The sequence below is a fragment of the bacterium genome, from assembly GCA_035529855.1.
Classification (GTDB): domain Bacteria; phylum RBG-13-66-14; class B26-G2; order WVWN01; family WVWN01; genus WVWN01.
The window spans coordinates 1-24,622 of the sequence record DATKVX010000101.1; the positions used below are offsets into that span (position 1 = coordinate 1).

Annotated in this window: 21 protein-coding genes and 1 tRNA gene; 5 read left to right on the forward strand and 17 right to left on the reverse strand. The window is 66.0% G+C overall.

Annotation, left to right across the window (positions count from 1 at the left end; genetic code table 11):
- Positions 1 to 18: 18 nt before the first annotated feature.
- From VMX79_10500 to VMX79_10580, 17 genes are all read right to left on the reverse strand, one after another.
- Entirely contained in the window at positions 19 to 852 is an 834-nt protein-coding gene (locus VMX79_10500; protein ID HUV87527.1) for a hypothetical protein, read from the reverse strand.
- Positions 853 to 893: 41 nt separating this feature from the next.
- Positions 894 to 966 (reverse strand) — tRNA-Val (locus tag VMX79_10505).
- An 81-nt stretch (positions 967 to 1,047) separates the two neighbouring features.
- Positions 1,048 to 1,413 (reverse strand): (2Fe-2S) ferredoxin domain-containing protein, encoded by a 366-nt coding sequence (locus VMX79_10510; protein HUV87528.1) that lies wholly within the window; start codon positions 1,411 to 1,413, stop codon positions 1,048 to 1,050.
- Positions 1,410 to 2,000 carry an ATP-binding protein gene (locus tag VMX79_10515; protein HUV87529.1) on the reverse strand — a complete coding sequence of 197 codons (591 nt, stop codon included), beginning with the start codon at positions 1,998 to 2,000 and terminating at the stop codon, positions 1,410 to 1,412. The genes VMX79_10510 and VMX79_10515 overlap by 4 nt, the downstream gene beginning before the upstream one ends.
- Before the next feature lie 13 nt (positions 2,001 to 2,013).
- Positions 2,014 to 2,742 (reverse strand): PHP domain-containing protein, encoded by a 729-nt coding sequence (locus VMX79_10520; GenBank protein ID HUV87530.1) that lies wholly within the window; start codon positions 2,740 to 2,742, stop codon positions 2,014 to 2,016.
- A 2-nt stretch (positions 2,743 to 2,744) separates the two neighbouring features.
- Positions 2,745 to 3,092 (reverse strand): serine kinase, encoded by a 348-nt coding sequence (locus tag VMX79_10525; protein HUV87531.1) that lies wholly within the window; start codon positions 3,090 to 3,092, stop codon positions 2,745 to 2,747.
- Between the two features lie 8 nt (positions 3,093 to 3,100).
- Positions 3,101 to 4,474 (reverse strand): [Fe-Fe] hydrogenase large subunit C-terminal domain-containing protein, encoded by a 1,374-nt coding sequence (locus tag VMX79_10530; GenBank protein HUV87532.1) that lies wholly within the window; start codon positions 4,472 to 4,474, stop codon positions 3,101 to 3,103.
- A gap of 117 nt (positions 4,475 to 4,591) precedes the next feature.
- Complete coding sequence (locus VMX79_10535; GenBank protein HUV87533.1) at positions 4,592 to 5,617, reverse strand: radical SAM protein; 1,026 nt, start codon at positions 5,615 to 5,617, stop codon at positions 4,592 to 4,594.
- A complete protein-coding gene (locus tag VMX79_10540) occupies positions 5,598 to 6,695 on the reverse strand; it encodes a glycosyltransferase (GenBank protein HUV87534.1) in 1,098 nt (365 codons plus the stop codon). Before VMX79_10540 ends, VMX79_10535 begins: the two co-directional genes overlap by 20 nt.
- Positions 6,673 to 7,881, reverse strand: a complete 1,209-nt coding sequence (locus VMX79_10545) for a glycosyltransferase (GenBank protein ID HUV87535.1) — start codon at positions 7,879 to 7,881, stop codon at positions 6,673 to 6,675. Before VMX79_10545 ends, VMX79_10540 begins: the two co-directional genes overlap by 23 nt.
- 6 nt (positions 7,882 to 7,887) lie before the next feature.
- Entirely contained in the window at positions 7,888 to 8,472 is a 585-nt protein-coding gene (locus VMX79_10550) for a hypothetical protein (protein ID HUV87536.1), read from the reverse strand.
- Positions 8,473 to 9,804 carry a BamA/TamA family outer membrane protein gene (locus VMX79_10555; GenBank protein ID HUV87537.1) on the reverse strand — a complete coding sequence of 444 codons (1,332 nt, stop codon included), beginning with the start codon at positions 9,802 to 9,804 and terminating at the stop codon, positions 8,473 to 8,475.
- 1 nt (position 9,805) lies between these two features.
- The gene (locus VMX79_10560) at positions 9,806 to 11,068 is read right to left on the reverse strand and encodes a pitrilysin family protein (GenBank protein HUV87538.1); all 1,263 of its coding nucleotides are present in this window, start codon (positions 11,066 to 11,068) and stop codon (positions 9,806 to 9,808) included.
- Complete coding sequence (gene pnp / locus VMX79_10565) at positions 11,019 to 13,199, reverse strand: polyribonucleotide nucleotidyltransferase (GenBank protein HUV87539.1); 2,181 nt, start codon at positions 13,197 to 13,199, stop codon at positions 11,019 to 11,021. The genes VMX79_10560 and pnp overlap by 50 nt, the downstream gene beginning before the upstream one ends.
- A 33-nt stretch (positions 13,200 to 13,232) precedes the next feature.
- Complete coding sequence (locus VMX79_10570) at positions 13,233 to 14,099, reverse strand: MlaD family protein (protein HUV87540.1); 867 nt, start codon at positions 14,097 to 14,099, stop codon at positions 13,233 to 13,235.
- Between the two features lies 1 nt (position 14,100).
- On the reverse strand, positions 14,101 to 14,886 hold the full coding sequence (locus tag VMX79_10575) for an ABC transporter ATP-binding protein (protein HUV87541.1): 786 nt from the start codon (positions 14,884 to 14,886) through the stop codon (positions 14,101 to 14,103).
- The gene (locus tag VMX79_10580; protein ID HUV87542.1) at positions 14,883 to 16,415 is read right to left on the reverse strand and encodes a UDP-N-acetylmuramoyl-L-alanyl-D-glutamate--2,6-diaminopimelate ligase; all 1,533 of its coding nucleotides are present in this window, start codon (positions 16,413 to 16,415) and stop codon (positions 14,883 to 14,885) included. The genes VMX79_10575 and VMX79_10580 overlap by 4 nt, the downstream gene beginning before the upstream one ends.
- A 193-nt stretch (positions 16,416 to 16,608) precedes the next feature.
- Between VMX79_10580 and VMX79_10585 the strand changes: the two genes are divergently transcribed.
- The 5 genes from VMX79_10585 to VMX79_10605 are packed head-to-tail and all read left to right on the forward strand — an operon-like array spanning position 16,609 to position 24,584.
- The gene (locus VMX79_10585; protein HUV87543.1) at positions 16,609 to 18,819 is read left to right on the forward strand and encodes a helix-turn-helix domain-containing protein; all 2,211 of its coding nucleotides are present in this window, start codon (positions 16,609 to 16,611) and stop codon (positions 18,817 to 18,819) included.
- Between the two features lie 36 nt (positions 18,820 to 18,855).
- Entirely contained in the window at positions 18,856 to 20,691 is a 1,836-nt protein-coding gene (gene glmS / locus VMX79_10590) for a glutamine--fructose-6-phosphate transaminase (isomerizing) (protein HUV87544.1), read from the forward strand.
- A 22-nt stretch (positions 20,692 to 20,713) separates the two neighbouring features.
- A complete protein-coding gene (locus VMX79_10595) occupies positions 20,714 to 21,853 on the forward strand; it encodes a gluconeogenesis factor YvcK family protein (protein ID HUV87545.1) in 1,140 nt (379 codons plus the stop codon).
- 21 nt (positions 21,854 to 21,874) lie between these two features.
- Positions 21,875 to 22,570, forward strand: a complete 696-nt coding sequence (locus tag VMX79_10600; protein ID HUV87546.1) for a glucose-1-phosphate thymidylyltransferase — start codon at positions 21,875 to 21,877, stop codon at positions 22,568 to 22,570.
- A 58-nt stretch (positions 22,571 to 22,628) separates the two neighbouring features.
- The gene (locus VMX79_10605; protein HUV87547.1) at positions 22,629 to 24,584 is read left to right on the forward strand and encodes a hypothetical protein; all 1,956 of its coding nucleotides are present in this window, start codon (positions 22,629 to 22,631) and stop codon (positions 24,582 to 24,584) included.
- Positions 24,585 to 24,622 lie beyond the last annotated feature (38 nt).

Consider the following 24,622-nt stretch of genomic DNA (forward strand, 5'->3'; position numbering starts at 1 on the left):
CCGCAAGGATTTACGCGCTCAGAACGGCGGCGTGAAGTCGGGGTGCTCTTTGAGCCATTTGTTTTGGGCGCGGCGCGCGCCCCATTCGGTGTCGATTCCCCAACCTATGACGTAGCCGAGGCCGAAACTAAGCGGAGGTGCGATAATCATTATAGCCGTAGCTTCGCCACCGCGGCCGGCGAAGCCGGCACCTAAAGCGGCCAGAAAGGCTAACGAACTCGCCACACCCGTTAGCGACGGCGCGATTATCCATCGCGAGTAGCCGCGGTTGGCTTTGATTACCTCTTTGGGAATAAGCGTGCCGTCGGGGTAGAAACCGACGCTTTTACCCGTTCCGTCGCGACCCTGGTACGGGACGTACGCCGAGCCCGATTTACGCGTTTCTTCCACCGCGTAAACGTCAACCGATAGCGCGGCCGCCGACGGTAAAGGCCAGCGCGCGCCGACGAACCATGCGTCGCCTGCGGTGAGCGTACCGCCTTTTTTCAATTCGAATCCGGCCCACGTATCGTCCGGCGAGCCGTCGGCCTCGGGGGCAAATATCACCGGCGCGTCGCGCGCGCCGCGTACGTTGAGGGCGCCCGCGACGACGACCTCGACGTCGTAGTTAGCCCCGTGCTTCACGAACGTTCGGGATAGCGCGTCCTCCCGGCTCACCGTCACGCGCGTCCCCGGCTCGAGCGTCAGCGTCGCCCCGGCCGCTATTAGTAGGTCGCCGGCGAGGTAAACCTCTCCCGCCCACGTCGCGTCCTCGGCGATTATGCCGGCGACCGGCGGGTCGTCGTTATCGGCGGCGCCGGCGGCCGCCGACGCGCAAACGCAAGCCGCAACCGCGTACTTAAATATTTTCATAAAAATCAAGCCGCAACCCGCCCGGGCGGGTCGCGGCTTTTTGGGCGCTACAGGACTCGAACCTGTGACTTCTGCTCTGTGAAAGCAGCGCTCTACCAACTGAGCTAAGCGCCCGCGCCGGCGTCCTTTACCTCCTTCGCCTTTTATTATACTCCCCGCCGGAGCGGGTGTCAACCGCGTTCGCGGCCCGGGGCGCTACAGGAGCTCGCCGGCGTCGAGGACGTAGGCCCCGACCGGCTCGTCGCGGCCTACGTGGGAGGCGACGACCTCGCGCGCCCGCGCCGGCGTCACGTCGGCGTATATTACCTCTTCCTTTTCCGGCGACGTTATATAGACCAGCGGCTCGCGTTCGCACAGGCCGCGGCAGCCGCACTGCGACACGATAACGTCCGTTATGCCCTGCTCGTCGAGCTCGTCTATTATCGCGGCCAGGACCTCCCGGGCGCCGGCGGCGATGCCGCACGTCCCCATCCCCACGACTATGGTGTAGCGCGCGCCCCCTTCGGCCAATTCGTCGGGGGCGGTCTTCTCGACGATCTTGCGCAGGTCTTCGAGCTTCATATTTTTCCCTCCGCCTCGAGGCGCGGCGCTTCCGGGCCCGCTCCGGCGGCCGCCAGCCGCTCCTCGTTTTCGGAGATGTACTTGCGGAGCGCCTTGGCCAGCCGGGGCGTACCCAGCCGGCGGCGCCGGAGTTTGGCCTTGAGGTCCTCCGTGCTGAGCTCGAACCGGGCGCCGTCGAGCTCGTGGCGATAGTCGAACTCGACCCGCGGGTTCGTCACGATGAGCGTCCATATCGTCGTCGCGACGTCGCCCAGCGGCGGCCTGTCGATGCTGTCGAGTCGGTACCGCGCTTCCACCGTCGTTCCCTCGCCGGGCGCCGACGTGACGGCCAGGCCGCCGCCGGCCTGTTCCGCGGTTTGTTTTAACAGCGGTAACCCGAACCCCACGGCGCGCGTGGTGCGGGTGGTGAAGAAGGGGTCGTGGACGCGCGAAAGCTGCGCTTCGGTCATCCCGGAGCCGTTATCGCGGATGACGAAGAGGAGCACGTTTTCCCGCGTATTTTCGACTACCTCGACCCTCACCTTCGTCGCGCCGGCGCGGATGGAGTTCTGAGTTATGTCGAGAATATGCAGGGAAATGTCTTCCACGTTGCCACCGTTCTTATGTGCCGTAGCCGGCGATGCGGCGGCCGCCTTCGCCGGCGAGGGCCATCTTAATTTCGGCGAACGTCGGCGCGGCGAGTTCGAATATCGTGAAGCCGGCGCCTACCTCTTGGGGGCGGTGGGCGTCGGAGGAACGGATTATGGGGTACCCGCAGTCGGCGTAATCTTCCGCGTCGGCGAAGGGCGATATCTCGACGGCGTCGAAGAGGTCGGCCGGGACGAAACCCAATTGGCTGGTGCAGCTGAAGGCCGGCCGGTCGACGTGGCTGGCGACGGCCAGGCCGCCGTAGCGGTGGATGTATTCCACCGTCGCGTTGAGGTCCATGTCGGTGGCGCCGATAAGCAGCCGCCTGTTAATGCCGAGTATGTTTTCGTTCTCGTCGACGACGACCTGGTAGCCGAAGCGCTCCGGGTCGTTCTCGCCCTCCTGTAGTCGTTGGTATACTTTACCCTGCATCTCCCCCGCGTCGGCCAGGTCGCCGAAGAGCGCGACGACGTGGACTTCCTCGGCGGTGGTGACCTCCATCCCGGGCATGACGGCGACGCCGGACTTCTCGCCCAGCCGGACCGTCGGGAGGGCGTTTTCGGAAGCGTTATGGTCGGTGAGGCCGATAATGGCGAGGCCGCGTTTTCGGGCCGCTTGGATTATCCGGCGGGGCGACTGGTCGAGGTCGCCGCAGGGTGAGAGGACGGTATGGATGTGAAGGTCGGCGCGGAACGTTCGCAAGCTCAGCGCTCTTTCCCCCTGATACCCATTTTGTAGAGTTCGCCCGCCAGCTCGAAACTGCTCTTGGGAGACAGCAGGACCGTTACGCCCTCTTCCTCGGCCTTGGCGATGGTTTCGGCGGCGGGCCGCTTTCCGTTCGCGACTACGACGCCGGCCAGGTCGTTCAACGAGCACACCGCTACGATATTGGTGTGGGTTTGGATGGTAACCCAAAGCGCGCCCTCGCCCGCGTTCGCCATTACGTCGGAAAGCAGGTCCGAGGCGTACCCGGCGGTGACCTCCCGGCTCAGGCCTCCCGCGCCCGCGGTTACCTCGAGCCCGAGTTTGCCAGCGATCTTCTTCAGTTCCATCGTCGACCTTACTTTCTTTGGTTTTTGAGGGTAGGCGGTAGTTGCTCCGAAAGCGTGCCCATTTGTTTAGCCAATTCCTGAATTCGTTCCCGGAGTTTAAACGTGCAATCGGTGATGTGCGCTCTTTCGAGGACGACGTCTTCCGCGAAGGCCCGGCAGGTAGGCGCCCCGCACGAGCCGCAATCGATGCCGGGCAGCGACGCGGAGACCGCCTCCAACTTTTTCATCAAAGCGATGGTCTCCGTAATGTCGGTCCCGAGCGTAAGGGTGGGCCGCGGCCCCGGCGTCATTCTGAGGTTGAACTCCCCGTCCTCGATCAGTCCCGTAATCTCTTGGAACGTCAGGTCCGGCGGCCGGTTCTCCTCGATGCCGAACTTCTCGCTCCGCGTCGCCCGCAACTCGTCGATGCGGTTTTTGGCCACGAACGGGTCTTCTACCGTAAGCGGCCCGCCGACGCAGCCGCTGGTGCACGCGCGGAGCTCCAGGTAGTCGTAGCCGTGATGGTATTCGTCGCTCTCGATAAGTTCCAGTACGCGGACGACGTTGGCGATGCCGTCCACCGCCAGGCGGCGGCCTTTGCCGATGAGCGTGTTTTCGCCGCCCGCGGCCCCCCACCCCAGCGCGAGCCCCGACGCGCGGGCGATGCCCGGGACGACCACCACCTTCTCCAGGTTGCTCATTATGCGGTTGTAGACGTCGGAGATGGCGATCGCGCCGTCGAGCGCGGTACGGGGGGTGGCCAGCGGTTGTTTGATGGCGGTGACTTTGGCCGAGCAAGGGGTTATGAAGAAGACGCCTATTTCTTCCGGCGGTATGCCCAGCTCGCGGCTGCGGCTCGCCTTGACCACCCGCGCCGCCGCGTCCATCGGCGCCTCTATCGGGATAATGTGGTTTAAGAGCGACGGGAACCGCACCTGAATCAAGCGTACTACGGCCGGGCACAACGAGGAGATAACGGGCTTTAAGTGTTCTTCATTCTCCAGGAATCTACGGGTGGCCAGCGTGACGATTTCGCCCCCCAGCGCGCCCTCGTAGACTTCGTCGAACCCCAAGTATATAAGGCCCGATAGGATTTTGTCCGGCGGTATCGACGTTTTGAATTGGCCGGCGAAGGCCGACGCCGGTACCGCTACCTTATGCTTGAAACGATGGATGGCTTCGAGCGGGTCCGTCCGGGCGTATTTGGCGTCCGTGGGACAAACCCTTATACACGCGCCGCAATCGATGCAGCGCACCGGATTTATCTCCGCCTTCCCGGAGCGGACCCTGATGGCCTCGGTCGGACACTCCCGCACGCAATGCGTACAGGCGATGCACCGGTCCTCGGCCAACCGTACCGAGTGGTAATATTCTTTTTCTACCTTTTTCTGCTTTTCGGCCATGGAGCTAAACCTGCGCCGCCTATATTAACCAATCGTAAATCACGTATCTTTTTAAATTATAAAATGCCTTCTAATGAAGGGCAAGCGGTTTTTGGAAATACCGCCTCGAGCGACGGGTTAAGGCCGGGGCCGGCGCGCCCCGAACGGTAGTCCCAGCAACGTACGTACGTACGCCGCCGCGGCCCAGCACCCGACGCGCAGCGGATGGTCCATTATGGCCGTGCGGGCGGTGCACACCATCCAACATTGCGCCGGGCACGCCCGGCCGGTCGTCGCCAGCAGCGCCCGGCGCGCGTCGCCTTCCCAGATTTCGTCGAAGCTTTCGCGGTAGAGGTTGCCTACTTTCTCGGCGCGCACGTTGCACAGGTAGACGTCCGCCGCGGGGTCGAGATAGAAGAACCTTTCGCCCGCGCGGCACGGTATGGGCCGGCGGCGGCGGACCACTATGTCCCGCAGACCCGCGGCGAAGTAGGCCCGCGCGGCGCCGCCCGGCGTGAACCGGCGGAGGTAGTACCGCGTCGCGGCGTCGACCGCCCGCAGCGCCGCCTCCCGCCCCGGGACGGCGCCCTCCCGCGGCTTGAAGTAATGCTCGGAGGTGTGGGTGAGGGCAAGGCTCAACGGCAAGCGGTATTCCGCCGCCAGCTTCGCGACGCCGTCGAACTCGTCCGCGTTGGCCGCCGATATCGTGAACGCGAGGTGGAGGTCGGGGCCCAACAGCGGCGCCAGCCGGCCGACGGTCTCGAGCGCTTTCTTGAACGAGCCGGGGGCCTGGCGTACTTGGTCGTGGGTGGCTTCCAGGCCGTCGAGCGAGACGGCGACGTGAAGGCCGGGTACGTCGCCCGACAACCGGCGCACGACTTCCTCGGCCCGCTCGGGCAGCGTGCCGTTGGTAGAGATGGTTATCCGAGCCCCGGTCGCGTCGTAGATGGCGCGGACGCGCGGCACGAGGTCCGCCACCAGCAGCGGCTCGCCGCCGGTAACGTTTACGAATTTGAGCGGCGCCGGCAGCTTCCGCAGCGTCTCGGGCGTCAACCGCTCGTCGGTCTCGCGCTCGGCCAGGTCGCACGTAAGGCAGCGGAGGTTGCAGCGGTAGGTCAACGCGACTACGGCGTCGGCCGGCCCTTTATGCGTCGTCGGCGACATCGGCTTTATTTCCCAAAAGTAACTTCTTAAACAGCGCGTCGTATCCGTCGAGCATACGGCGCAGGCTGTATCGCCGCGCTACCGCGGCTCGAGCCAACGCGCCCATCTCCAGCCTTTTGGCCGGTTGCCCGGCCAACCCGGTTAGGGCGCGCGCCAGCTCGCCGCTCGAGCCCGGCGTAAAGGTTACGCCGGCGCCCCCCGACAATATCGCCGGGACGTCCCCGACGGCGGCCGCGACCGCGGCCAGGCCGTAGGCCATACCCTCCAGCAGCGCCAGCGGCGCCGACTCCCGGCGCGACGGCAGCACGAAGATGTCCGCGGCGCGGTAGACGGGCGAGACGTCGTCCAGCTCGCCCAGAAACGTGAACCGGCCGCCCAATTTGGCGCGGGCGAACCCCTCCAGCCGGGACCGTTCCGGGCCGTCGCCCGCGACCGCGAGGAACGGCCGGCTTTCTTCGTCGGCCTCGGCCAGCGCTTCCAAAAGGACGTCGATTCCTTTTTCGGGCGAAAGGCGGGATACGGCCGCGGCCACGGCGGCATCCGTCGGAAGGCCGAGGGCTTCGCGGGCAAGGCGGCGGTCCGCGACGGTAGCCGCCGGCGGTACGGCGACGCCGTTGGCGATGACGCGGGCCGAACCTATCCCCGCCTCCCGAAGCAGCGCGAGCTGCGAGTCCGCCACCGCCACCACCGCGCCGGCGCGCCCCAGCGCCCGGAGCCACCCGTCGGGCGGTTTTTCCTGGAGGTGGTAGAGAACGACGTACGGCGGCAGCACCCGGCTGAACGCCGGTAAGAGCCGGAGCACGTCGTTGTGGTCGAGCGCGGCCAACAGGTGACAGCCGCGCAGCCCGCCGATTACGCCGGGCCATCGCGCCGGCCTCTTCGCGACGTTAACGTCGACGTCGAAGCCGTCGTCGTGAAGCTCGTTTCCCACGGCGCCGGCTCCGCGTAGAATGAAGAAAGAGAACCGGTAACCCCGTTCGCGCAGGCCGCGCGCCAGCGTCGCGAGCTGGCGCTCCGCGCCGCCCACGGCCAGCGTCGACGCTAACGCGCCGATTTTAATCTCTTGCGAGCTCGTCATAGAGTTCGGCTATCTCGGCGTCGCGGGCCGCGGGGGACAGCTCGCGCTCGGCGAAGCGCCTGGCCCCGGCCGACAGCGCGCGCCAGCGCGCGGCGTCGGTTAGGAGTTCGGCCACGGCGTCGGCGAACTCCCGAGCGCCTTCGGCCACGACGATTTCGGCGCCGTCTCGAGCCGGGATACCCTCGGCCCCCACCGGCGTCGTCACCACCGGGAGGCCGTACGCCAGCGCGGTCAGGATTTTAATTTTAATACCTGAGCCTACCCACAACGGCACGACCGCCACGGAGGCGCGGGCGAGGTCCTCGGCCAGGTCCGCGGCGGTCGGTTTAAACGTTGCCGACGGTTCCCGCGCCATAAGGCGCCGCAGGCCGCGGGGCGGCCGCTCGCCGCGGACCGTGAACGTCGCCTCCGGGACCGCGGCCTTCACCCGGGGGTAGATGTCCTTTAAAAATACCTCCAGGCCCTGCCGGTTCGCCGGCCTCGTCGTACCGCCGAAGTATATCAGCGCGGCGTTATTTTGGCCTTGGCACAATTCGTCCGCCGGCGGGAGGTCGACGACCGGGAAGACGACGCGCGGCGGCCTTCGCGTATACGGCGCCACGAGCGCGGCGTCCGCCGGGCTTAAGCACAGGACGTCGTCGAACTTGCGGCACGCGGCCTGCTCGTAACCCCGCCGCCGTAAGTATTTCAAAAAGAGGGGGAATTTCTTAAACGGGTTTTTGACGGTGGCGAGGAGGCGGCGGTTGGCGTTGAACTCCGCGTCGTGCTTGAGGAGGGCTTTCCTCACGCCTCGCGTCGCGCCGGCCGTCGGGTAGAGGAACCAGTATTCGCACTGCAGGAGGTCCGCGCCGGCGGCGGCCTCTTTGACGGCGCGGCGGAAGGCCGGCGGGTTGAAATACCACAGGTCGCGCGGCGACGCGCTGAGCCAGGAGGCGGCGGTGTAAAATAATTTATAGAAGGCCCGGGCGAACGAGTTCTTCTTGTTGGGCATCATCACCGGGACCAGCCTGACGCCGACGCGCTCGAACGCCGCGGCGTAGTCGCGCTGGCCGTCGGAGACGATAAGCGAGACGAGCGTCACGTCGTGCCGCGACGCCAACGCGCGCAGCAGGTTGAACGTCACGACGTCGGTGCCGGTGACGGCGGGATACGGTAGGCGATGTTTAGCTACGACCAAACGCGCCATGAAGCGTCATCCCGTGAAGAGCTCGATAAACGCCGCCGCCTCTTTGCCGTAAGGGCCGGTGGGGTCGGCGGCGAAGGCCTCGGCCCAGAGCCTCAAAGCCTCGTCGAGGTCCCCCTCGTTTTTGGCCACAAGGCCGAGGATTAGTTTACAACGGGGCGTTTGGTCCGGCAAGGAGGAGTCGCCGCGGTAAAGGTCGCACGCCAGCCGGAGGTCTTCGCGCGCACTCGCGGCGCTCCACAATACGAAGCCCGTCTCGAAGGCCGAGGCCCCTCGCCAAACGTGCGGCAGCGGGTCCTCCTGGTGGCGCTGTACGTACGAGTTGAGGGCGGCGAAGCCTTTTCGCATTTCCAGGAATCGACTCGCGGTGAATGCCATTTCGTGACTTTTGAGGACGCGCAGGCGCCCCAGCGCAGCGCCGGCTAACGGCGCATCCGGCGCGGCCGAGACGAGCTCCAACGCCTCGTCCACCGCCGTTTCCCCCGCCTCCGCGAGGGCTACGACGGCCGCGACCTCGGCGTACGTCGACGGCGGTTCGGCGGCGGAGGCCGCGAGCGGGATTACGAACGACGCGATTACTAATGGCTTACTCATTCAGAAGGCCCGGTGCGCCGTCGCGTAGAACGCGGGTCTATCGTAGAGGTTGAGCTCCGCCCGCCAGTCGAAGAAAAAAGGCTTACGCATATGGACGCGTATCGCCGGGCCGAAGGCGTAGGAGAGCCCCGCCAGCGCGAACGGCTGGCCCGGGTCCCAGGTGCGGCCGGCGTCGACGAACGCTACGCCCTCGAACCACGCGTCGAATATGGGCGAGCGGAAGAGCCGCCGACGAATCTCGCCCGTAACGAGCAAGGCCCGCGTCCCTACGGTAAGGTTAGACCGCGGATTGCGTAGGCCGTCGGAGCCGCGGATGGAAATGCGGCGGATGTACGGCGTCGTATCGGACATCGCCCCGCCTTTAACGCGCGTCGCCCACACGAACTCCCGCCACGGGAATACGTACCCGCGTACGTCGCCCTCGACGCCCGCGTAGTCGTAGTCGCCGACGGTAGGCGACGATAACTCGCTTACGATTTTGGCGTAGACGCCCTCTGTCGGGTAAACGTCGTCGTCGCGGCCGTCCCACTCGGTAAAGGGCCGCGCCGCGAAAAGCGCGGCCTCCGGCTCGACGCCGAACCTTCCCCACGGGTCTTCCTTGAAACGGCCGTCGTAATAATTAAGATATTCACCGAGGAAACCCAAGCCCGCCTCAAAACGGTGCGTTATTTCGTAGCCGATTAAACCTTCGCCCCCGGCCTCCTCGTGGGAAAACCACTCGCCGGTGAGCCCTTCGTCGCTCTCGATCTGAGTTTGACGGCCGCCTTCGTAAAAACCGGAGGCGCCCACCGCGAGCCGCGAGCCGAATATCCACGGCTGTTCGTAATACAGACGTTGCCGCTCGAGGCCGAACTCCGCGCCCAACGTAACCGCGACGCCGCCGACGTTCTCTTTGCTCAGCCGTACCTGCCGGGTGGAGGCCGAAAGGTGCCAGCTCGAGCCTTCCGCGACGTCGAGCATGACCACCGCTTCGCCCGGGTCGCTGCGGGGCAAATCGAAGACGTTCACACGGGCGAAGAACTGAGTTTTGAGCAGGTTGCGCTTCGTCCTTTCTATCTTACGGTCCAACTCGGCCTGGGTTAACGCGTCCCCCACTTTGAATTCGCAATAGTGGAGCAATATTCCCGGCTCGGTTTTCCGGTTGCCGTAGGTTCGTATCTCCGCGACCCGGACGAGGCCGTCGCCGTTGGTTTCGGCCCGCGCCGGCGAGGGATTTACGGTCGACAGTAGGGCTACGGCGCAGAAGGCGGCCGAAGCGCCGCGCCCGGGCGGGCCGCTTATCGCAAAACGGCCACGGCGCGGGCCGTGGCGGGGAGCGGGGCGAGGCCTCACGTTACGAGTTGACAATGGCGTCCGCGTTCGGCCCGATGGCTACCATCGCGGGTTCGCGCGAAAGTATCTCGCGGGCGAGGCGATGGACGTTGGCAGCGGTGACGGCGTCCACGCCCGCCAGCGTTTCCTCCAACGAGACGTGCCTCCCCATGTAGACCTCGTGCCGGACGTTGCGGCCCATACGCGCGGCCGTGGACTCCAACGACAGCATCAACGTGCCCTTCAAGTACTCGCGAGTGCGCTTCAGCTCTTCGGCGTCTATGCCTTTCGTCGCCAGCTCGCGGAGTTGTGCCAGGATGATGTCGCGCGTCTCGAGAGCGGTGGCGGGGCTGGTGCCGGCGTAGGCGACCAGCGCCCCGGTCTCGTGGAAACCCCGGCTGTAAGCGTATACCGAGTACGCCAGGCCGCGTTCCTCGCGGACTTTTTGAAACAGCCGGCTCGAGGTATTCCCTCCCAGAACGGTGGTTAACGTCGCCAAGACGTACCGGTCCGGGTGGCCGTAGGGGAGCGCCGGGACGCCGAGGCAGAAATGGGTCTGCTCGGTATCTTTGGCGTACGCGGCTCGAGGCGTCGCCGGCGAGCTCGGGCCCCGGCCGGTGCGCCCGCGCGGCCCGGGCACCGCGCCGAAGTACTCCTCCGCCCGGGCGATGAACTCGCCCGGCTCCACGAAGCCCGCGGCCGCCACTACTATGCGGTCCGCCGTAAACGTCCCGGCCCGGTACGCCGCCGCGTCTTCGGGGTTGACGGCCGCCAGCGTCTCGAGCGAGCCGAGGATGGGGAGGCCGATGGCTTGCCCGGGCAAGACCAGCCCTATGATGAGGTCGTGGATCTTTTCGTCCGGCGAGTCTTCGTATAGCCGTATTTCTTCGGCCACGACGTTTTTTTCTTTGGCGAATTCTTCCGGGGGGAAGGTCGCGTTTAGCAGGATGTCGGATAGCAGGTCGAGCGCGAGCGGCAGGTGCTCGTACAGGACGTGGGCGAAGAAGGAGACGTTCTCCTTTTCGGTGAAGGCGTCGAGGGCGCCGCCCACGCCGTCGATTTCGGCGGCGATTTGGGCCGCGGTTCGCCGCGTCGTCCCCTTGAAAAACATATGTTCTATAAGGTGCGAGATACCGTTGAGGCCGGGGGGTTCGTCCGCCACGCCGGCGCGGCACCAGACGCCCACCGCGACGGAGCGAACCGTCGGTATATGTTCGCAGATTACGCGTAGGCCGCTAGCGGCGGTCTTTTTTATGACGGTCGTCGCCTGAGGGTCGGCGGTCATCGCGCCTCCGGGGGGGCCGGCTTTCGCGGGAGGAGCGTTCGTCGCCTCCCGGTAGGCAAGCTTTCCGGCTGAGGTTTACGCGGCCCATCTCGTCGATTTGGATTACCTTGACCTCGACCTCGTCGCCGACGCGCACGGCGTCTTCCACCCGGTTCACGCGTTTGTGGTCCAGGTCCGAGATATGGATCATACCCTCCACGCCGGGGAGTATCTCCACGAACGCGCCGAACTTCATCAGGCGCGTCACCTTGCCTTTGAAGACGGCGCCTATCTCCGGGTCGGTGGCGAGGCTCTTCACCGTCTCCATCGCCCTGCGGGCCGCTTCTTCGTCCGGCGAGGCGATGGTTACCTTGCCGTCGTCCTCGATGTCTATTTCGACGCCGGTGTCCGCGATGATGCGGCGGACCATCTTGCCCCCCGGGCCTATTACGGTGCCGATCTTCTCGATGTCGATGTAGGTTATCAGTATCCGCGGGGCGTAGGGCGAGAGCTCGGGCCGCGGCTTGGCCAGTACGGCGTCCATCTGCTCGAGGATGGCGAGGCGGGTGTCGCGGGCGCGGGCCAGCGCTTCCCGCACGACTTCCAGCGGCAGGCCCCAGACCTTCATGTCGAGCTGTAACGCCGTTACGCCGTCCCTCGTGCCGGCGGCTTTGAAGTCCATGTCGCCGTAGTAGTCCTCCAACCCCTGGATGTCGGTTAGCAAGACGTAGCGGCCTTCGCCCGCGATAAGGCCTATGGAGATACCGGCCACCGCCTTTTTGAGCGGGACGCCGGCGTCCATAAGCGAGAGGCTGGCGCCGCACACCGACGCCATCGAGGAAGAGCCGTTGGACTCCAATATGTCGGAGACGACGCGAACGGTGTACGGGAACTCGTCTTCCGACGGCAGCAGGCGCCGGAGGGCGCTCTCGGCCAGCTGGCCGTGGCCTATCTCCCGTCGGCCCGTGCCGCGGATGGGGCGGACCTCACCCACCGAGAACGGCGGGAAGTTATAGTGGAACATAAAGGCTTTGGTGCGCTCCCCCAACAGGTCTTCGATGCGCTGCTCGTCGGATACGGTCCCCAGCGTCGTGGCGACGAGGGCCTGCGTCTGGCCGCGCGTGAAGATGGCGGAGCCGTGGGCCCGGGGGAGAACGGACACCTCCACGTCGATGGGGCGGAGCTCGTCGAAGGCGCGGCCGTCCTGGCGGACGCCTTCTTCGAGAACCATACGCCGGACTTCCGCTTCCTCCAGCTCCCCGAGGATTTTCTCGATGAGGACTTGCCGTGCGCCCTCTTCCTCGCCGCCGTTCGCGCCGATTAACTTGGCGTACGCCTGCTCGAGCAACGCGTTGCGGGCCAGGTGCCGGGCGCCCTTCTCTTGCGCCTCGATTAAAGGCTTCAATTGCCCCGAGAAGAAGTCTTTAACCTCTCGTTCGAAGGCCTCGTCGCGCTCCGGCGGGGGGATGGATATCTTGGGTACGTGCGCCGTGAAGTCGCGGATAGCGTCCGCCACCTTACGTGCCGCGGCGAACCCGGCGTCCACCGCCCCCAGCAGCTCGTCCTCCGCAACCTCGGCCGCGGAGCCGGCCAGCATTATTATTTTGTCGGTGGTGGCGACCACGACCAGGTTCAAAACGCTGGCCTCGGTTTCGGCGATGGTGGGGTTGACGACGTAGCGGCCGTCGACCTGGGCCACGCGCACGGCGCCGATGGGGCCGTGCCAGGGCATGGCGGAGAGCGCCGTCGCCAGCGAGGCACCGTTCAGGGCGAGGAGGTCGGTGTCGTTCTCCTGGTCGGCGGAGAGCACGGTCGCGATGATTTGAAGGTCGTGGCGGATGTAGTCGTCGAACAGCGGCCTGATGGGGCGGTCGATAAGCCGCGCGGTCACGACCTCCTTCTCGTACGGCCGGCCCTCCCGTTTAAAGAAGCCGCCCGGGATTTTACCCGCGGCGTAGGTTTTTTCGCGGTACTCGACCATAAGGGGAAGGTAATCCATCCCCGGCCGCGGTTCTTCGGTGTGGCAGAAAGTCGCGAGGACGACGGAGCCGCCGCAAGTTACGGTGCACGCGCCGTCGGCCAGTTTGGCGACTTTGCCGGTCTCGAACTGTAGGGTTTTGCCGCCTACTTCGAGCTCGAATCCTGATGTCATATCTCTGTTTACCTCAACTTACTCTTGTAAGGATTAAAAAATCGAAAGGTGGATGTACCGGCCGGGGCGTTCGCGAACGTCCCTTATAAGGCTCTTGGCCTCGCCGGTCGTCTCCACCAGATCGTTGTAAAATTGGTCGTCTTTGAGGAGCTTGCCGGCCGAGCCCTCGCCTTGCTCCAACCCCTCGGCGACGCCGCGCAGCGACGTCGCGGTGTAACGCAGGTCCCCCGACATCGCCGACAGGTTATCCAGCGTGACGTCGAAGTTGCCTTCGTTGCGGGCTACCATGCCGTCCAGGCGGTAACTCATGGCCCGGAGGTTGTCGAGCGTGACGTTGATGTCGTCGCGGCTCTCGTCCAGGATGTAAGCCAGGTCGGAGGACATCACCTCGACGTTGGCGACCGTCTCTTTGAACGATTTCACCGTGGGCTCGTCCAGCATTTCGTTTATGGAGCCCAGGCTGTCCTGGACCATCTTGAACATGGCGTCCATACCGATGACCTCGGCGCCCTCCACCGTAGCTCCCGGTTTTATTACCTCGGCTTTGGAGGGCCCCGGGTCAATCTCGACGTAGTTGTCGCCCAAAAGGCCTATCATCGTTATCTTGAACCGGTCCTTCTCGTGCAGGATGAGGTCCCGCCGGACGAGCACCGTGACCATAACGCGGCGCTTCCCCTTGTAGTCGACGAAATCTATGTTGTTGACCGAGCCGACTTTCACGCCGCCCATCCGGACCTGGGCCCCCTCGTTGAGGCCCGCGGACGAGTCGAAGATAACGTCGTAGCGATGGCCCCGCTCGAACACGCGGATCTCGCCGACGCCGAAGACGAGGATGGACAACAGCACCAGCGCGGCGAAGACCATAATGCCTACTTTTATCTCGTTGGACATCTTATCCATACTACGCACCGCCTATGACGTCTATGGGCCCTTGCGCACTGCCGTTTATAAATTGCTGCACGTACTCGTCGTGGGACCCCTTTATATCGTCCGGCGCCCCGAGGGCGATTATCTTGCCGCCGTACATCATGGCTATGCGGTCGGCGATTTTGTACGCGCTCGCCATATCGTGCGTGACGACAATACTCGTTACGTCCAATTGCTCGTCCATCTTGATTATGAGGTCGTTGATGACGTCCGCCATTATGGGGTCGAGGCCGGTGGTGGGCTCGTCGTACAGCACGACCTTTGGGTCGTGAGCCAGCGCCCGGGCGAGGCTCACCCGCTTCTTCATCCCGCCGGAGAGTTCCGCCGGCCCCATATTGGAAATATTCTCCAAACCCACCAGCCGGAGCTTCTGTTCGACCACGTCGGCTATGTCCGCCGGCGAAAGATGCGAGTACTCGTAGAGGAAAAAGCCCACGTTCTCCCCCACCGTCAACGAGTCGAACAGAGCCGCGCCCTGGAATACCATCCCGAACTTCCGCCGGACGTCGTTGAGCTCGGGCCCTTTCATCTCCGTAATGTCGCGGCCGTCGACCATAATCGTCCCGATATCGGGTTTCATCAGGCCTATGATATGCTTCAAGAAGACCGACTTCCCGCAGCCGGACCGGCCTATAATGACCATCGTCTCGGCTTCGTGCACCGCCAGGTTGATGCCGTCCAGGACGAGGTTATCGCCGAACGACTTGTGGACATCGGCGGCCACTATGGCCTCCGGATGGCTTAAAGCGTCGTGGGTCATGGCGAACGGTTCACGCGCGGCTCCGTGCCCGGCGGCGCCGCGGCACTCAGGCCGAGCTCCGACACTACCTCCTCTACGGTTCGACGGTCGCTGTAGGGGACTTCGCTCCCCTTAACCTTTTGGACCTCCTCGTGGCCCTTGCCCAGTACGGCGACTATGGTCGCTTCCTCGGTTCGGGCGGACGAGAGGGCGAAGCGGATCGCCTCGGCGCGGTCCAGGATTACGCGGTAGTCGTCGGGCTCGGCGCCGCCCTCCGCGATTATGCCCGCGGCCACGTCGCGCGCTATGGCCGCCGGCTCCTCGTAGTACGGGTCGTCGGTGGTGACGACGACGTAGTCCGCGTACCGCCGCGCCAACGCGCCCATCACCGGCCTCTTCTCGACGTCGCGGTCGCCGGTGCAGCCGAAGACGGCGACGACGCGGTCGGCGCCCAGGCCGCGAATTTCGGCCAGCGCCTTTTCCATACTATCCGGCGAGTGGGCGTAATCGATTACCACGCGCAGTTTATCGTTTACGTCCACCAGCTCCAGGCGCCCCGGGACGGGCGGCGTCCCGGCTATCCCCTTTTGCGCGACGTCGGCGGCCACGCCCAGCTCGCGCGCTAACGCGAAAGCGGCCGCGCAGTTCAGCACGTCGAAAGACCCGCGCAGTGGCGAGGTTACGGCGACCGTCGCGCCGTCCGGACAACGGAGCGAGAACCGCAGCCCCTGCCAGCCGGACGACGCGTCGGCGGCGCGATAGTCGCTCGCGGCTTCCGCCGCCCCGTACGTCACCTTGCGCCCCGGCAGCGACGCCGCGAGCTTGCGGCCGTGCGCGTCGTCGACGTTTACCACCGCCGGCGCCCCCTCCGCCAACTGCTCGAACAACGACGCCTTGGCCGCGAAGTACGAATCCATGTCGCCGTGGAAGTCGAGGTGGTCGTGGCTGAGGTTGGTGAAGGCCGCCGCGGCGAACGGCGTCCCGGCCACCCGCGACAACGCCAGCGCGTGCGAGGAGACCTCGACCACGGCGACGCCGCAGCCGGCGTCTGCGGCCTCTCGCAACATCGCCTGCAGCTCCGGCGCCTCGGCCGTGGTAAGGCGGGCGGGCCGCTCCTCGCCGGCGACGACGTTCTTCACCGTCGACGCCAGGGCCGTCTTGTAACCCGCGGCGCGGAATATCCCGTCCAGCAGGAAGGCGACCGTGGTTTTGCCGTTGGTCCCGGTAACGCCCACGACGGCCAGCTCGCGGCCCGGGTGGCGGTAAAAGGTCGCGGCCGCGGCGGCCAGCGCCCGGCGAGCGTCGTCCACGACTACCTGGGGAACGGCGGCCGCGTCGGCGGATGCCCTCTCGACGACGACGGCCGCGGCACCCCGGCCTAAGGCGTCGGCGAGGAAATCGCGGCCGTCATGCCGCCGCCCCTTAACGGCCACGAATAAACTGCCGGGTGTAACCTGCCGGGAGTCGTGAGTGACGGTTGTTATCTCGGGGTCGGCGGCGCCCTTTACCTCCCGGTAAGGGAGCTCTTCCAGTATTTCTTTTATTTTCAAAGGTTTATGCGGCCTATAATTTTAGGCTTGACTTACAGTAAATATTATGCTATCTTACTAATAGTAAGAAACGTTTCCCCTCGGTAAGGTTTGAAGGTCATAAAACAAAGCCTTAGCCCAAATAGTATCACAACCCGACTTTATAATCAACCGTTAATTAGTCTCGCCGGTAGACGTTTAGTAGCACCTCCAGATGGATGGTAAGAACATAACGTTCGGCAAGGTCCTCCGCGAGAAGCGGATAGGCCGCGGCCTGACCCAAAGGGAGCTCGCGGAGCGGGCCAACGTCGACGACTCTTACATATCCCAGCTCGAGCGCGACTACAAGTTCCCCTCCGCCCGCACGATTGAGGGGCTGGCGCGCGGCCTCGGCGTCGAGGTCGCTGAGCTGCTGACGATGTACTTCCCGCCGGCGGAGGCGAAGGAGCAGGCGGCGTTCGTGGGCCGCGGGGAAGAAGCCGCGGCGTTCGAGCGGGCCCTGGCGGGGCCCGAGGGCTTGTTGGTGGTCGCGGGCGAGGCCGGCTCCGGGAAGACGGCGCTGGTCAACAAGCGTTTTATCCCCGCGTGCCGGGCCCAACGGGCGCCCTACATATATTTCGAGAGCCGGCGGATGACGTCGTACCGCGGTTTCTTGAAGGACCTGCGCGACACCTTCGCTTCGCGCAAGGGCGCCTACCGCGCCTTCGACGAGATATTCGACCAGTGCGAATCGGTGGAGCGGCGGCTGCGGGGCCGGTTCAAAGACCCGTTCAGCGTGCAGGTCACCGGCGGCGTCGCGGAGGCGGCGCCGGAGGACGACGAGGAACTGACCTACGCCGAGAAGTACATGTACCGCGAGGCCGAAAGGCTCCTGACGGAGGAATTTTTGGCCGGCTGGCGGGCGTCGTCGCCGAAGGACGCGGCCAAGGCCGTCGTCTTTTTGGACGACTTCCACGACGTCGGCGCGACGGTGGGCTATTGGATATGGCGGTTCGTCGAGCGCCTGAGCGAGGCCGGCGTCCTGGGGCGGAAGTGGCTTTTCGTCATAACGGCCGCGCCGCCGCGGATGCCGGCGGCGCCGGAGGGCATACGGAACGTTCGGACGCTCGAGCTGAAGCCGTTCTCGCCCGCCGAAGTGGAGGAATACGTCCACGTCCGCGGCCTGAAGCCGGCCGACGACGAGTGGGCGTTGATATCGTCTCTTCAAGGCGACGTCCGCTCGTTGAAGTTCTGGGGAGACTACCTGGAGGCCGCGGCGGACTATGCCGAAAACCGCTTGGGGGTGGCGGAGGAAGCGCTGCGGCGGCTGGACGAGGACCTGTCGCCGTACGTCGCGGAAAACCGCGTGCGGGAGGGCACGCTGCTCCTTATGAAAACGCGCCGCCTCCTGGGTCACCTGACCAGGTTGCAGGGGCGGCTGGCGGAGGCGGCCGACTATTACGGCTCGGCCGCGGCCCTGGTGGAGAGCTCGGCCGAAAGCCGGCCCGCGGATATGGGTCACCTGTACTTGGACCTGGGCCACGTCAGCCGCCACCGCGGCCGGTGGGACGAAGCGGTGGCCTTCTACACCCGCGCCTGCGACGAATTCGCCGCCGCGGCCGAGGCCATAGGCGAGGGCATAGCGCACTCCAGCCTGGGCACGGCCTTCCGACTCAAACGTAAATACTCGCGCGCCAAGCAGGAGTACCGCCAGGCGGCGACGATACTGGGCGGCCTGAAAGGCCGGGCCGACGCGGCCCCGGAGGCGCGCCGCTGGCTGGCGAGCACGCTGTCCAACAACGCGATAGCGCTCCGCCTCGAGGCGGAGGAGTTGATGCGTTCGGGCGAGGAGGCCGCGGCCTGGAAGGCGCTCGAGCGCGCCAAGGCCACGTGCCGGGAAGCCGTAACGGTCAGCGACGACGCCGCGGAGACCGCGGTGGCCGAAAACCGATTCGCGCTGTGCCTGTATACCGAGAGTCGTTGGCTGCGCGACGCCGGCGCCGCGGCCGAGGCGACGGGACTCCTGGCGGAGGCGACCCGGCGGCACAGGCGGGCGCTGGCCGTCTTCGAGGACCTGGGCGACCGATATCGGGTGGGGCAGGTCCTGGCGGACCTGGGCGTCGCCGCCGCGGAACAGGGCCTGGTCCACGACGCGATCATAAATTTGAAAAACAGCGTCGCGATATTCCAGCAGATGGACGGCCGGTACCACCGGGCGAAGGTCCTGGTGGAGCTGGGTCTGTTGTCCGAAGGCGGCGAGCAGCTGTCCTATTTCGCCGAGGCGCTGGCGGCGGCCCGCGACCACAACGACGAGTCGCTGGCCGAAATGGCCGCGGCGGTGAAAGGGGCGCTCGCGGCCGGCGACAGCCGGCGCGCTCGGCAATTCATCGACGAGCAAACCGCGGCCGACGCTAAGCTCGGACGTTTACTCGGGGAAGCGGGTTAGGGGCGCATCCCCCGTTAAAGAGAGAGCGAGGAAGGTATGTGCGGTATAGTGGGATACGTGGGTAAGCGAGCGGCGGCGGCGATACTGGTCGACCGCCTCGACGACCTCTCCTACCGCGGTTACGACTCGGCGGGCATAGCGGTCGCGAACGACGGCGTGGTCGTCGTCGAGAAGTTGCCGGGTAAAATAGAAAACTTGAGGAAGGCGCTGGCCGGCAACGAGCCCCCCGGCACCATCGGCGTCGGGCACACGCGCTGGGCCACCCACGGCGCGCCCACCCAGGTAAATGCCCACCCCCACGCCGATTGCACCGGCAAGCTGTTCGTCGTCCAGAACGGCATAATCGAGAACTTCCCGGCGCTGAAGCGGGAGCTTCTGGCGCGGGGGCACGAGTTCCGCTCGGAGACCGACACCGAGGTCGTCATCCATTTACTGGAGGAGTACTACGACGGCGACCTGATGGCCGCGGCCAAGCAGACCGCGGCCCGGCTCGAGGGCTCGTTCGCGCTGGTATTCCTGGCGGCGGACGAACGCCGGCTGGTCGCGGTCCGCTACCACGCGCCGCTCATCGTCGGCGTGGGCGGCGGCGAGAACGTCGTGGCCTCCGACATCACCGCCGTCCTCCAGGATACCAACAAGGTCTACGTGTTGGAGAACGGCGACGTGGTGTCGGTGGAGGCCCACCGCATCGACGTCGACACCTTCCTGCCCGAGCGCGCCAAAGTGCCGACCGAGCGCCATCTCACCATCGTCGACTGGCGCGCCGAGGACGTATCCAAGAACGATTACCCGCACTATATGTTGAAGGAAATATACGAGCAGCCGCGCGCGGTGGAACGGACGCTGCAGGGCCGCATCAAGGACGGCGAAATCGTCCTGCGCGAGATGGACCTCTCGCCCGAGCACATCCGGCGCTTCGACTCCTTCCACATCGTCGCCTGCGGCACCGCGTACCACGCCGCCCTCTTCGGCAAGTACCTGCTGGAGCGCGTGCTGCGCGTCCCGGTATCCGCCGACATCGCCTCCGAGTTCCGCTATCGCGACCCCATCCTGGGGCCGAAGTCGCTCGTGATACTGATAAGCCAGTCGGGCGAGACCGCGGACACCATCGGGTCGATGGAGGAGGCACAAAGCCGCGGTGCGAAGACGCTGGCCGTCGTCAACGTGCGGGGGAGCACGCTGGCCCGCGAGGCCGACGCCGTGATATATACCCGCGCCGGCCCGGAAATAGCCGTCGCCTCCACCAAGGCCTTTACGGCCCAGCTCACGGCGCTGATTCTGCTGGCGTGCTACGTCGCCGACCAGCGCAAGGTGGAGTGGCCGTACTGCCGCGAGGAGCTCTTGCGCCACTTGCTCGAGCTCCCCGCCCACCTCGAGCGGACGCTGGAGGTCGCGGCCCCCACCGCCAAGGCGTGGGGCGAGCTCATCGCCGGCGAACGCGACTGCTACTTCCTGGGGCGCAAGGTCGACGAGCCGCTGGCGCGCGAGGCCGCGCTCAAGCTCAAGGAGATATCGTACGTCCACGCCGAAGCGTACGCTGCGGGGGAACTGAAGCACGGCACTATCGCGCTCATAACGGAGGGGACGCCGGTCGTATCTTTCATGACGCAAGAGGACGTGTGGGACAAGATGATATCGAACATCCACGAGGTCCGGGCGCGCGGCGCGCGCACGTTCGCCGTGGCGCGCGAGGGCGGCTACGGCCTGGAGGACTTGGTGGACGACGTGATTACGCTGCCGGCGGTACCGGAGCTGTTCGCGCCGGTGCTGGCGGCCATCCCGGCGCAACTCATCGCGTACGAGGCCGCCGCGGCGCTCGGCCGCGACGTGGACCAGCCGCGCAACCTCGCCAAGAGCGTTACGGTGGAATGAGCGGCGATAGAGGTGAAGGTACATGGCGCTTTCTCTGAATAAATTGCGGCTCGTGGCCGTCGGCGGCGGCACGGGCCTCGCCACGCTGCTGCGAGGCATCAAAGGCTACGTCCGCAGACACGACGAAGACGAGGAGGCGCCGCTCGACCTCTCAAGCCTCACGGCCATCGTCACCGTCTCCGACGACGCCGGCGCCGCCGGCAAGTTGATAGACGAGTTCGGCATCCTTCCGCCGGGCGACATCCGCGCCTGCCTGGCGGCCCTCGCCGACGAGGAGGAGCTGCTGTCGAAGCTGTTCCTGCACCGCTTCGTGGGGGGCGGCCCCTTCGGCGGCCAGGCCTTCGGCAACCTCTTCCTCACCGCGCTCGTCCAGATGAACGAGGGCGATTACCTGAACGCCATCAAGGATGCGAGCCGCGTCCTCCGCGCGGACGGGACCATCCTGCCGGCCACGCTGGAGCACGTGCGGTTGTGCGCCGAAATCGAGGGAGGCCGGGTCCTCGTGGGCGAGGACGAGCTGAACCGCAACGGCGGCCGCATAAACCGCGTCTACCTCGCCCGCCGCGAAAACGGCGACGGCGACGGCCCGCCCGAAGAGATAGCTTGCGAGCCCATGCCCGGCGCGGTCGAGGCCATACTCGACGCGGACGTGGTTATCCTGGGGCCGGGCGGCCTGTACACCTCCATCATCCCCAACCTGCTCGTCGGCGGCATATCGGACGCCATCAAGCAGGCCAACTGCCGGACGATATACATCGCCAACGTCATGACGCAGCGCGGGAAGACGGACCGCTACTCCCTCTCCGACCACATCCGCGAGATAAAGAAGTACGGCGGCTTCCCCGTCGACTACGTGCTGGTCAACGACCGCCAGGTATCGCCGGCGGTGCTCGCGACGTACGCGCAGGAGGGCGCGACGCAGATACTGTTCGACCCGGACGAGTCGGACGAAGTGTCGGCGGTGTCCTTCGGCGGCGGCCGCGAGCTGTTGGTGGTCGAGGGGAGCATCATCCACACCGCCGACGTCATCGCCGAAGTCGAGGAGCAATCCATCCGCCAGGAGGACGGCGCCGGCGACGTCGAGACCAAGACGGTCCTGCGCCACGATCCGGCCAAGCTGACGGCGGCGTTGATAGAAGTCTTGAAGGCCACGCAGAGTTAGAACGCGGCAAGGAGAGAACGTATGAGCGAGGAGCTGAAGCCTGCGGCGCTATTCGACCTGGACGCTACGGCCTACGGGGAGTTCCTCGCCGCGCTGGAGTGGCCGTGGGACGCGTTGAAGGGAATCGGCGCGCTGGCGCGCGAGCTCTTGCGCGGCGTTCGCGAGGGCGAGATTATGCCCGGCGCGTACGTCCTGGGCGACGACGTGGATATAGGGCCCGGCACGGTGGTGGAGCCGGGCGCCGTCATCAGAGGCCCCACGGTTATCGGCGCCGACTGCGAAATTCGCGCGGGCGCGTACATCCGCGGCAACGCCGTCGTCGCGGACCGCTGCGTCGTCGGCAACTCCACCGAGCTCAAGAACGCGCTCATGCTCGAGGGCGCCCACGCGCCCCACTTCAACTACGTCGGCGACAGCGTTCTGGGCCTGCGCGCCAACCTGGGCGCCGGCGTCAAGCTCTCCAACTGGAAGGTGGCCGCGAACAAGAAGGTAAAGATTGCCGTGGGCGGGAAGCTTATCGATACCGGCCTCGACAAGTTCGGCGCCATCCTCGGCGACGACGTCGAGATAGGCTGCAACTCGGTGACGAACCCCGGGACCGTCGTCGGGCCGCGCACCATCATATACGCCAACTGCAACGTGCGTGGTTTCGTCCCCGCCGATTCGGTGTTAAAATTACGCCAGCAACAGGACGTCGTGGCTCGGCGGCGCGTGTAGTTAAATCATACAGAGGCAACGCACCAGGCCGCGGCCCAACCGCGGCCGAGGGTTTAACGTGGACAGAATCCAGGGGACCGACGGCATCCGGCGCGACGTCCGGCCTCAGGGCGACCCCACGCTCGCCGGCCTCTCGCCATACGAGGCGTTCGTCGAGCGTGGCGTGATCACGGACGCTTTCATGGAGGGGTACGCCTACGCCTTCGCGCGGCTCCGCCTCGACGAGTCCCCCGCTTCGGCCGAGGTCGTCGTCGGCTGGGACCCGCGCGACCCCGCGGGCCTTTTCACCGGCGCCGTCGTGCGGGGCCTGCGGAAGGCGGGCGCGACGGCGGCCGTGATGGGCATAACGCCCACGCCGGCGGTGCCGATGTATATGGCCTATCGCGGCGCCGCCGCGGGCCTGATGGTAACCGCCTCCCACAACCCGGCGGGCCAGAACGGCGTTAAAATATTCCTCGCGCCGGCGGGTCTAAAACTATTGCCGGCCGACGACCGCCGCTTGACGGCGGCGGTAGCGGCGCTGAACTGGAAGGAGGTAGCCGCGGCCGAGCCGCGCGGCGGCGAGGTGGACGTCTCGAGCGAGTGGCGCGAGGTATTCGCGGGATTTCACCTCGCGGAGTGCAACTCCTGGCTCAGGGCCGGCGAAAGGCCGCTGGCGGACTTCGTTCTGGTGGTCGACCCGGCGCGGGGGTCGTATTCGGGCACGGCGGCGGATATCCTGCGCGCCTACGGCGCCGACGTCGTCGAGGTCAACGCCGACGAGGGCGACGGCCTCGTGAACCGGCGCTCGGGCGTCGCGGACCTGGAAGGCGTGGCGTTGATATCGTTCGGCGACGTCTCGCCCGGCGGCCGGTTCGCCGAATACCCGGCGCTAACGGCGCTGGACAAACTTGCGGGCGAGTACGACGTCGCGCTCGCGACCGGCGAAACGCTCCTGGCCGGCGTCATCTTCGACGCCGACGGCGACCGCCTCTTCCTCGTCGTATACGACCCTACCGCCGGCGAATTCGTCGTGTTGAGCGGCGACGAGGTCGCGATATTACAAGCGGCGGAGCTGGCCCGGCGCCGCGGCGGCGCCGGCGGCCGGGCCTTCATAAACACCGTGGAGAGCGACCTGGCGGTGGCGGGCGCCGCGGCCTCGCTCGGTTTCGACGACGTCCTGAAACCCGTCGGCGACAAGTGGATATTGACCGAGGCGTGGCGGCTGGCTTCGGGGGCCGCGGAGGTCGGCGAAGGCGCGTCTTCGTTCTCGGCGGCGCTCGAGCCGCTGTTGGCGGGGGGCGGCGATTCGCCGCTCGCCCGGGAAATCCCGTACGGCGTAGGCTGCGAGGAGACCGGCCACGCCATAACCTTCGGCGAGCTCGTGCGCGGCGACGGCGCCGTCGTGCCGTTCGCCGCCGGCGATGGCCTGAAGTCGGCGTTGAACACGCTCGCCGCAATAGCGACGCTGCGGAAAAAACTCGGCCCGGGCGAATTATACGGCCGGCTGCGGGCGCCGTTCGAGCGCGGTTACAAGGGCAACAACTACGTCTTCTTCACGCACAAGGGGCAGCTCCTTCGGGGCGGCGCGGCGTACGAGTTTATGGACGAAGAGATAAAGGCCGCGCTGAAGAAGCACGCGCCGGCGCTCGCGCTGGAACGGCTCGATTTCCCCGAGGAGCCGGATTTATTATACCGGGCCGGCTACGACGGCGGCCGGCAAGCGTTGGGCGTCTTCTGCCGCAACTCCGGCACCGAGGACAAGAGCGCGCTGTACGTACGGGCGGCCGGGCCGTGGGCGGAGGCCGCGTCGACGCTGGAGGCCGAGCTTTACCCCAAGTTCTACGCCGCGGTCAAAGACGTAAGCGACCCGCGCAGCGTAGCGGAGCTCGCCTGGTTGGCGGGGGGGCCGCGGCCGGACGACGAGGCGTTGCGTTGGGTTGCGGAAGGGCTCGAGCGCGTTGTCGGCCCCGCGGGCCCCACGCCTCGCGGCGAAGCGGTTCTGGCCGGGTTGCGCCGGGCGAAAAAGTTGTGACGCCGGCGCCGAATGTGATATAAATTTTACGCCGAGGT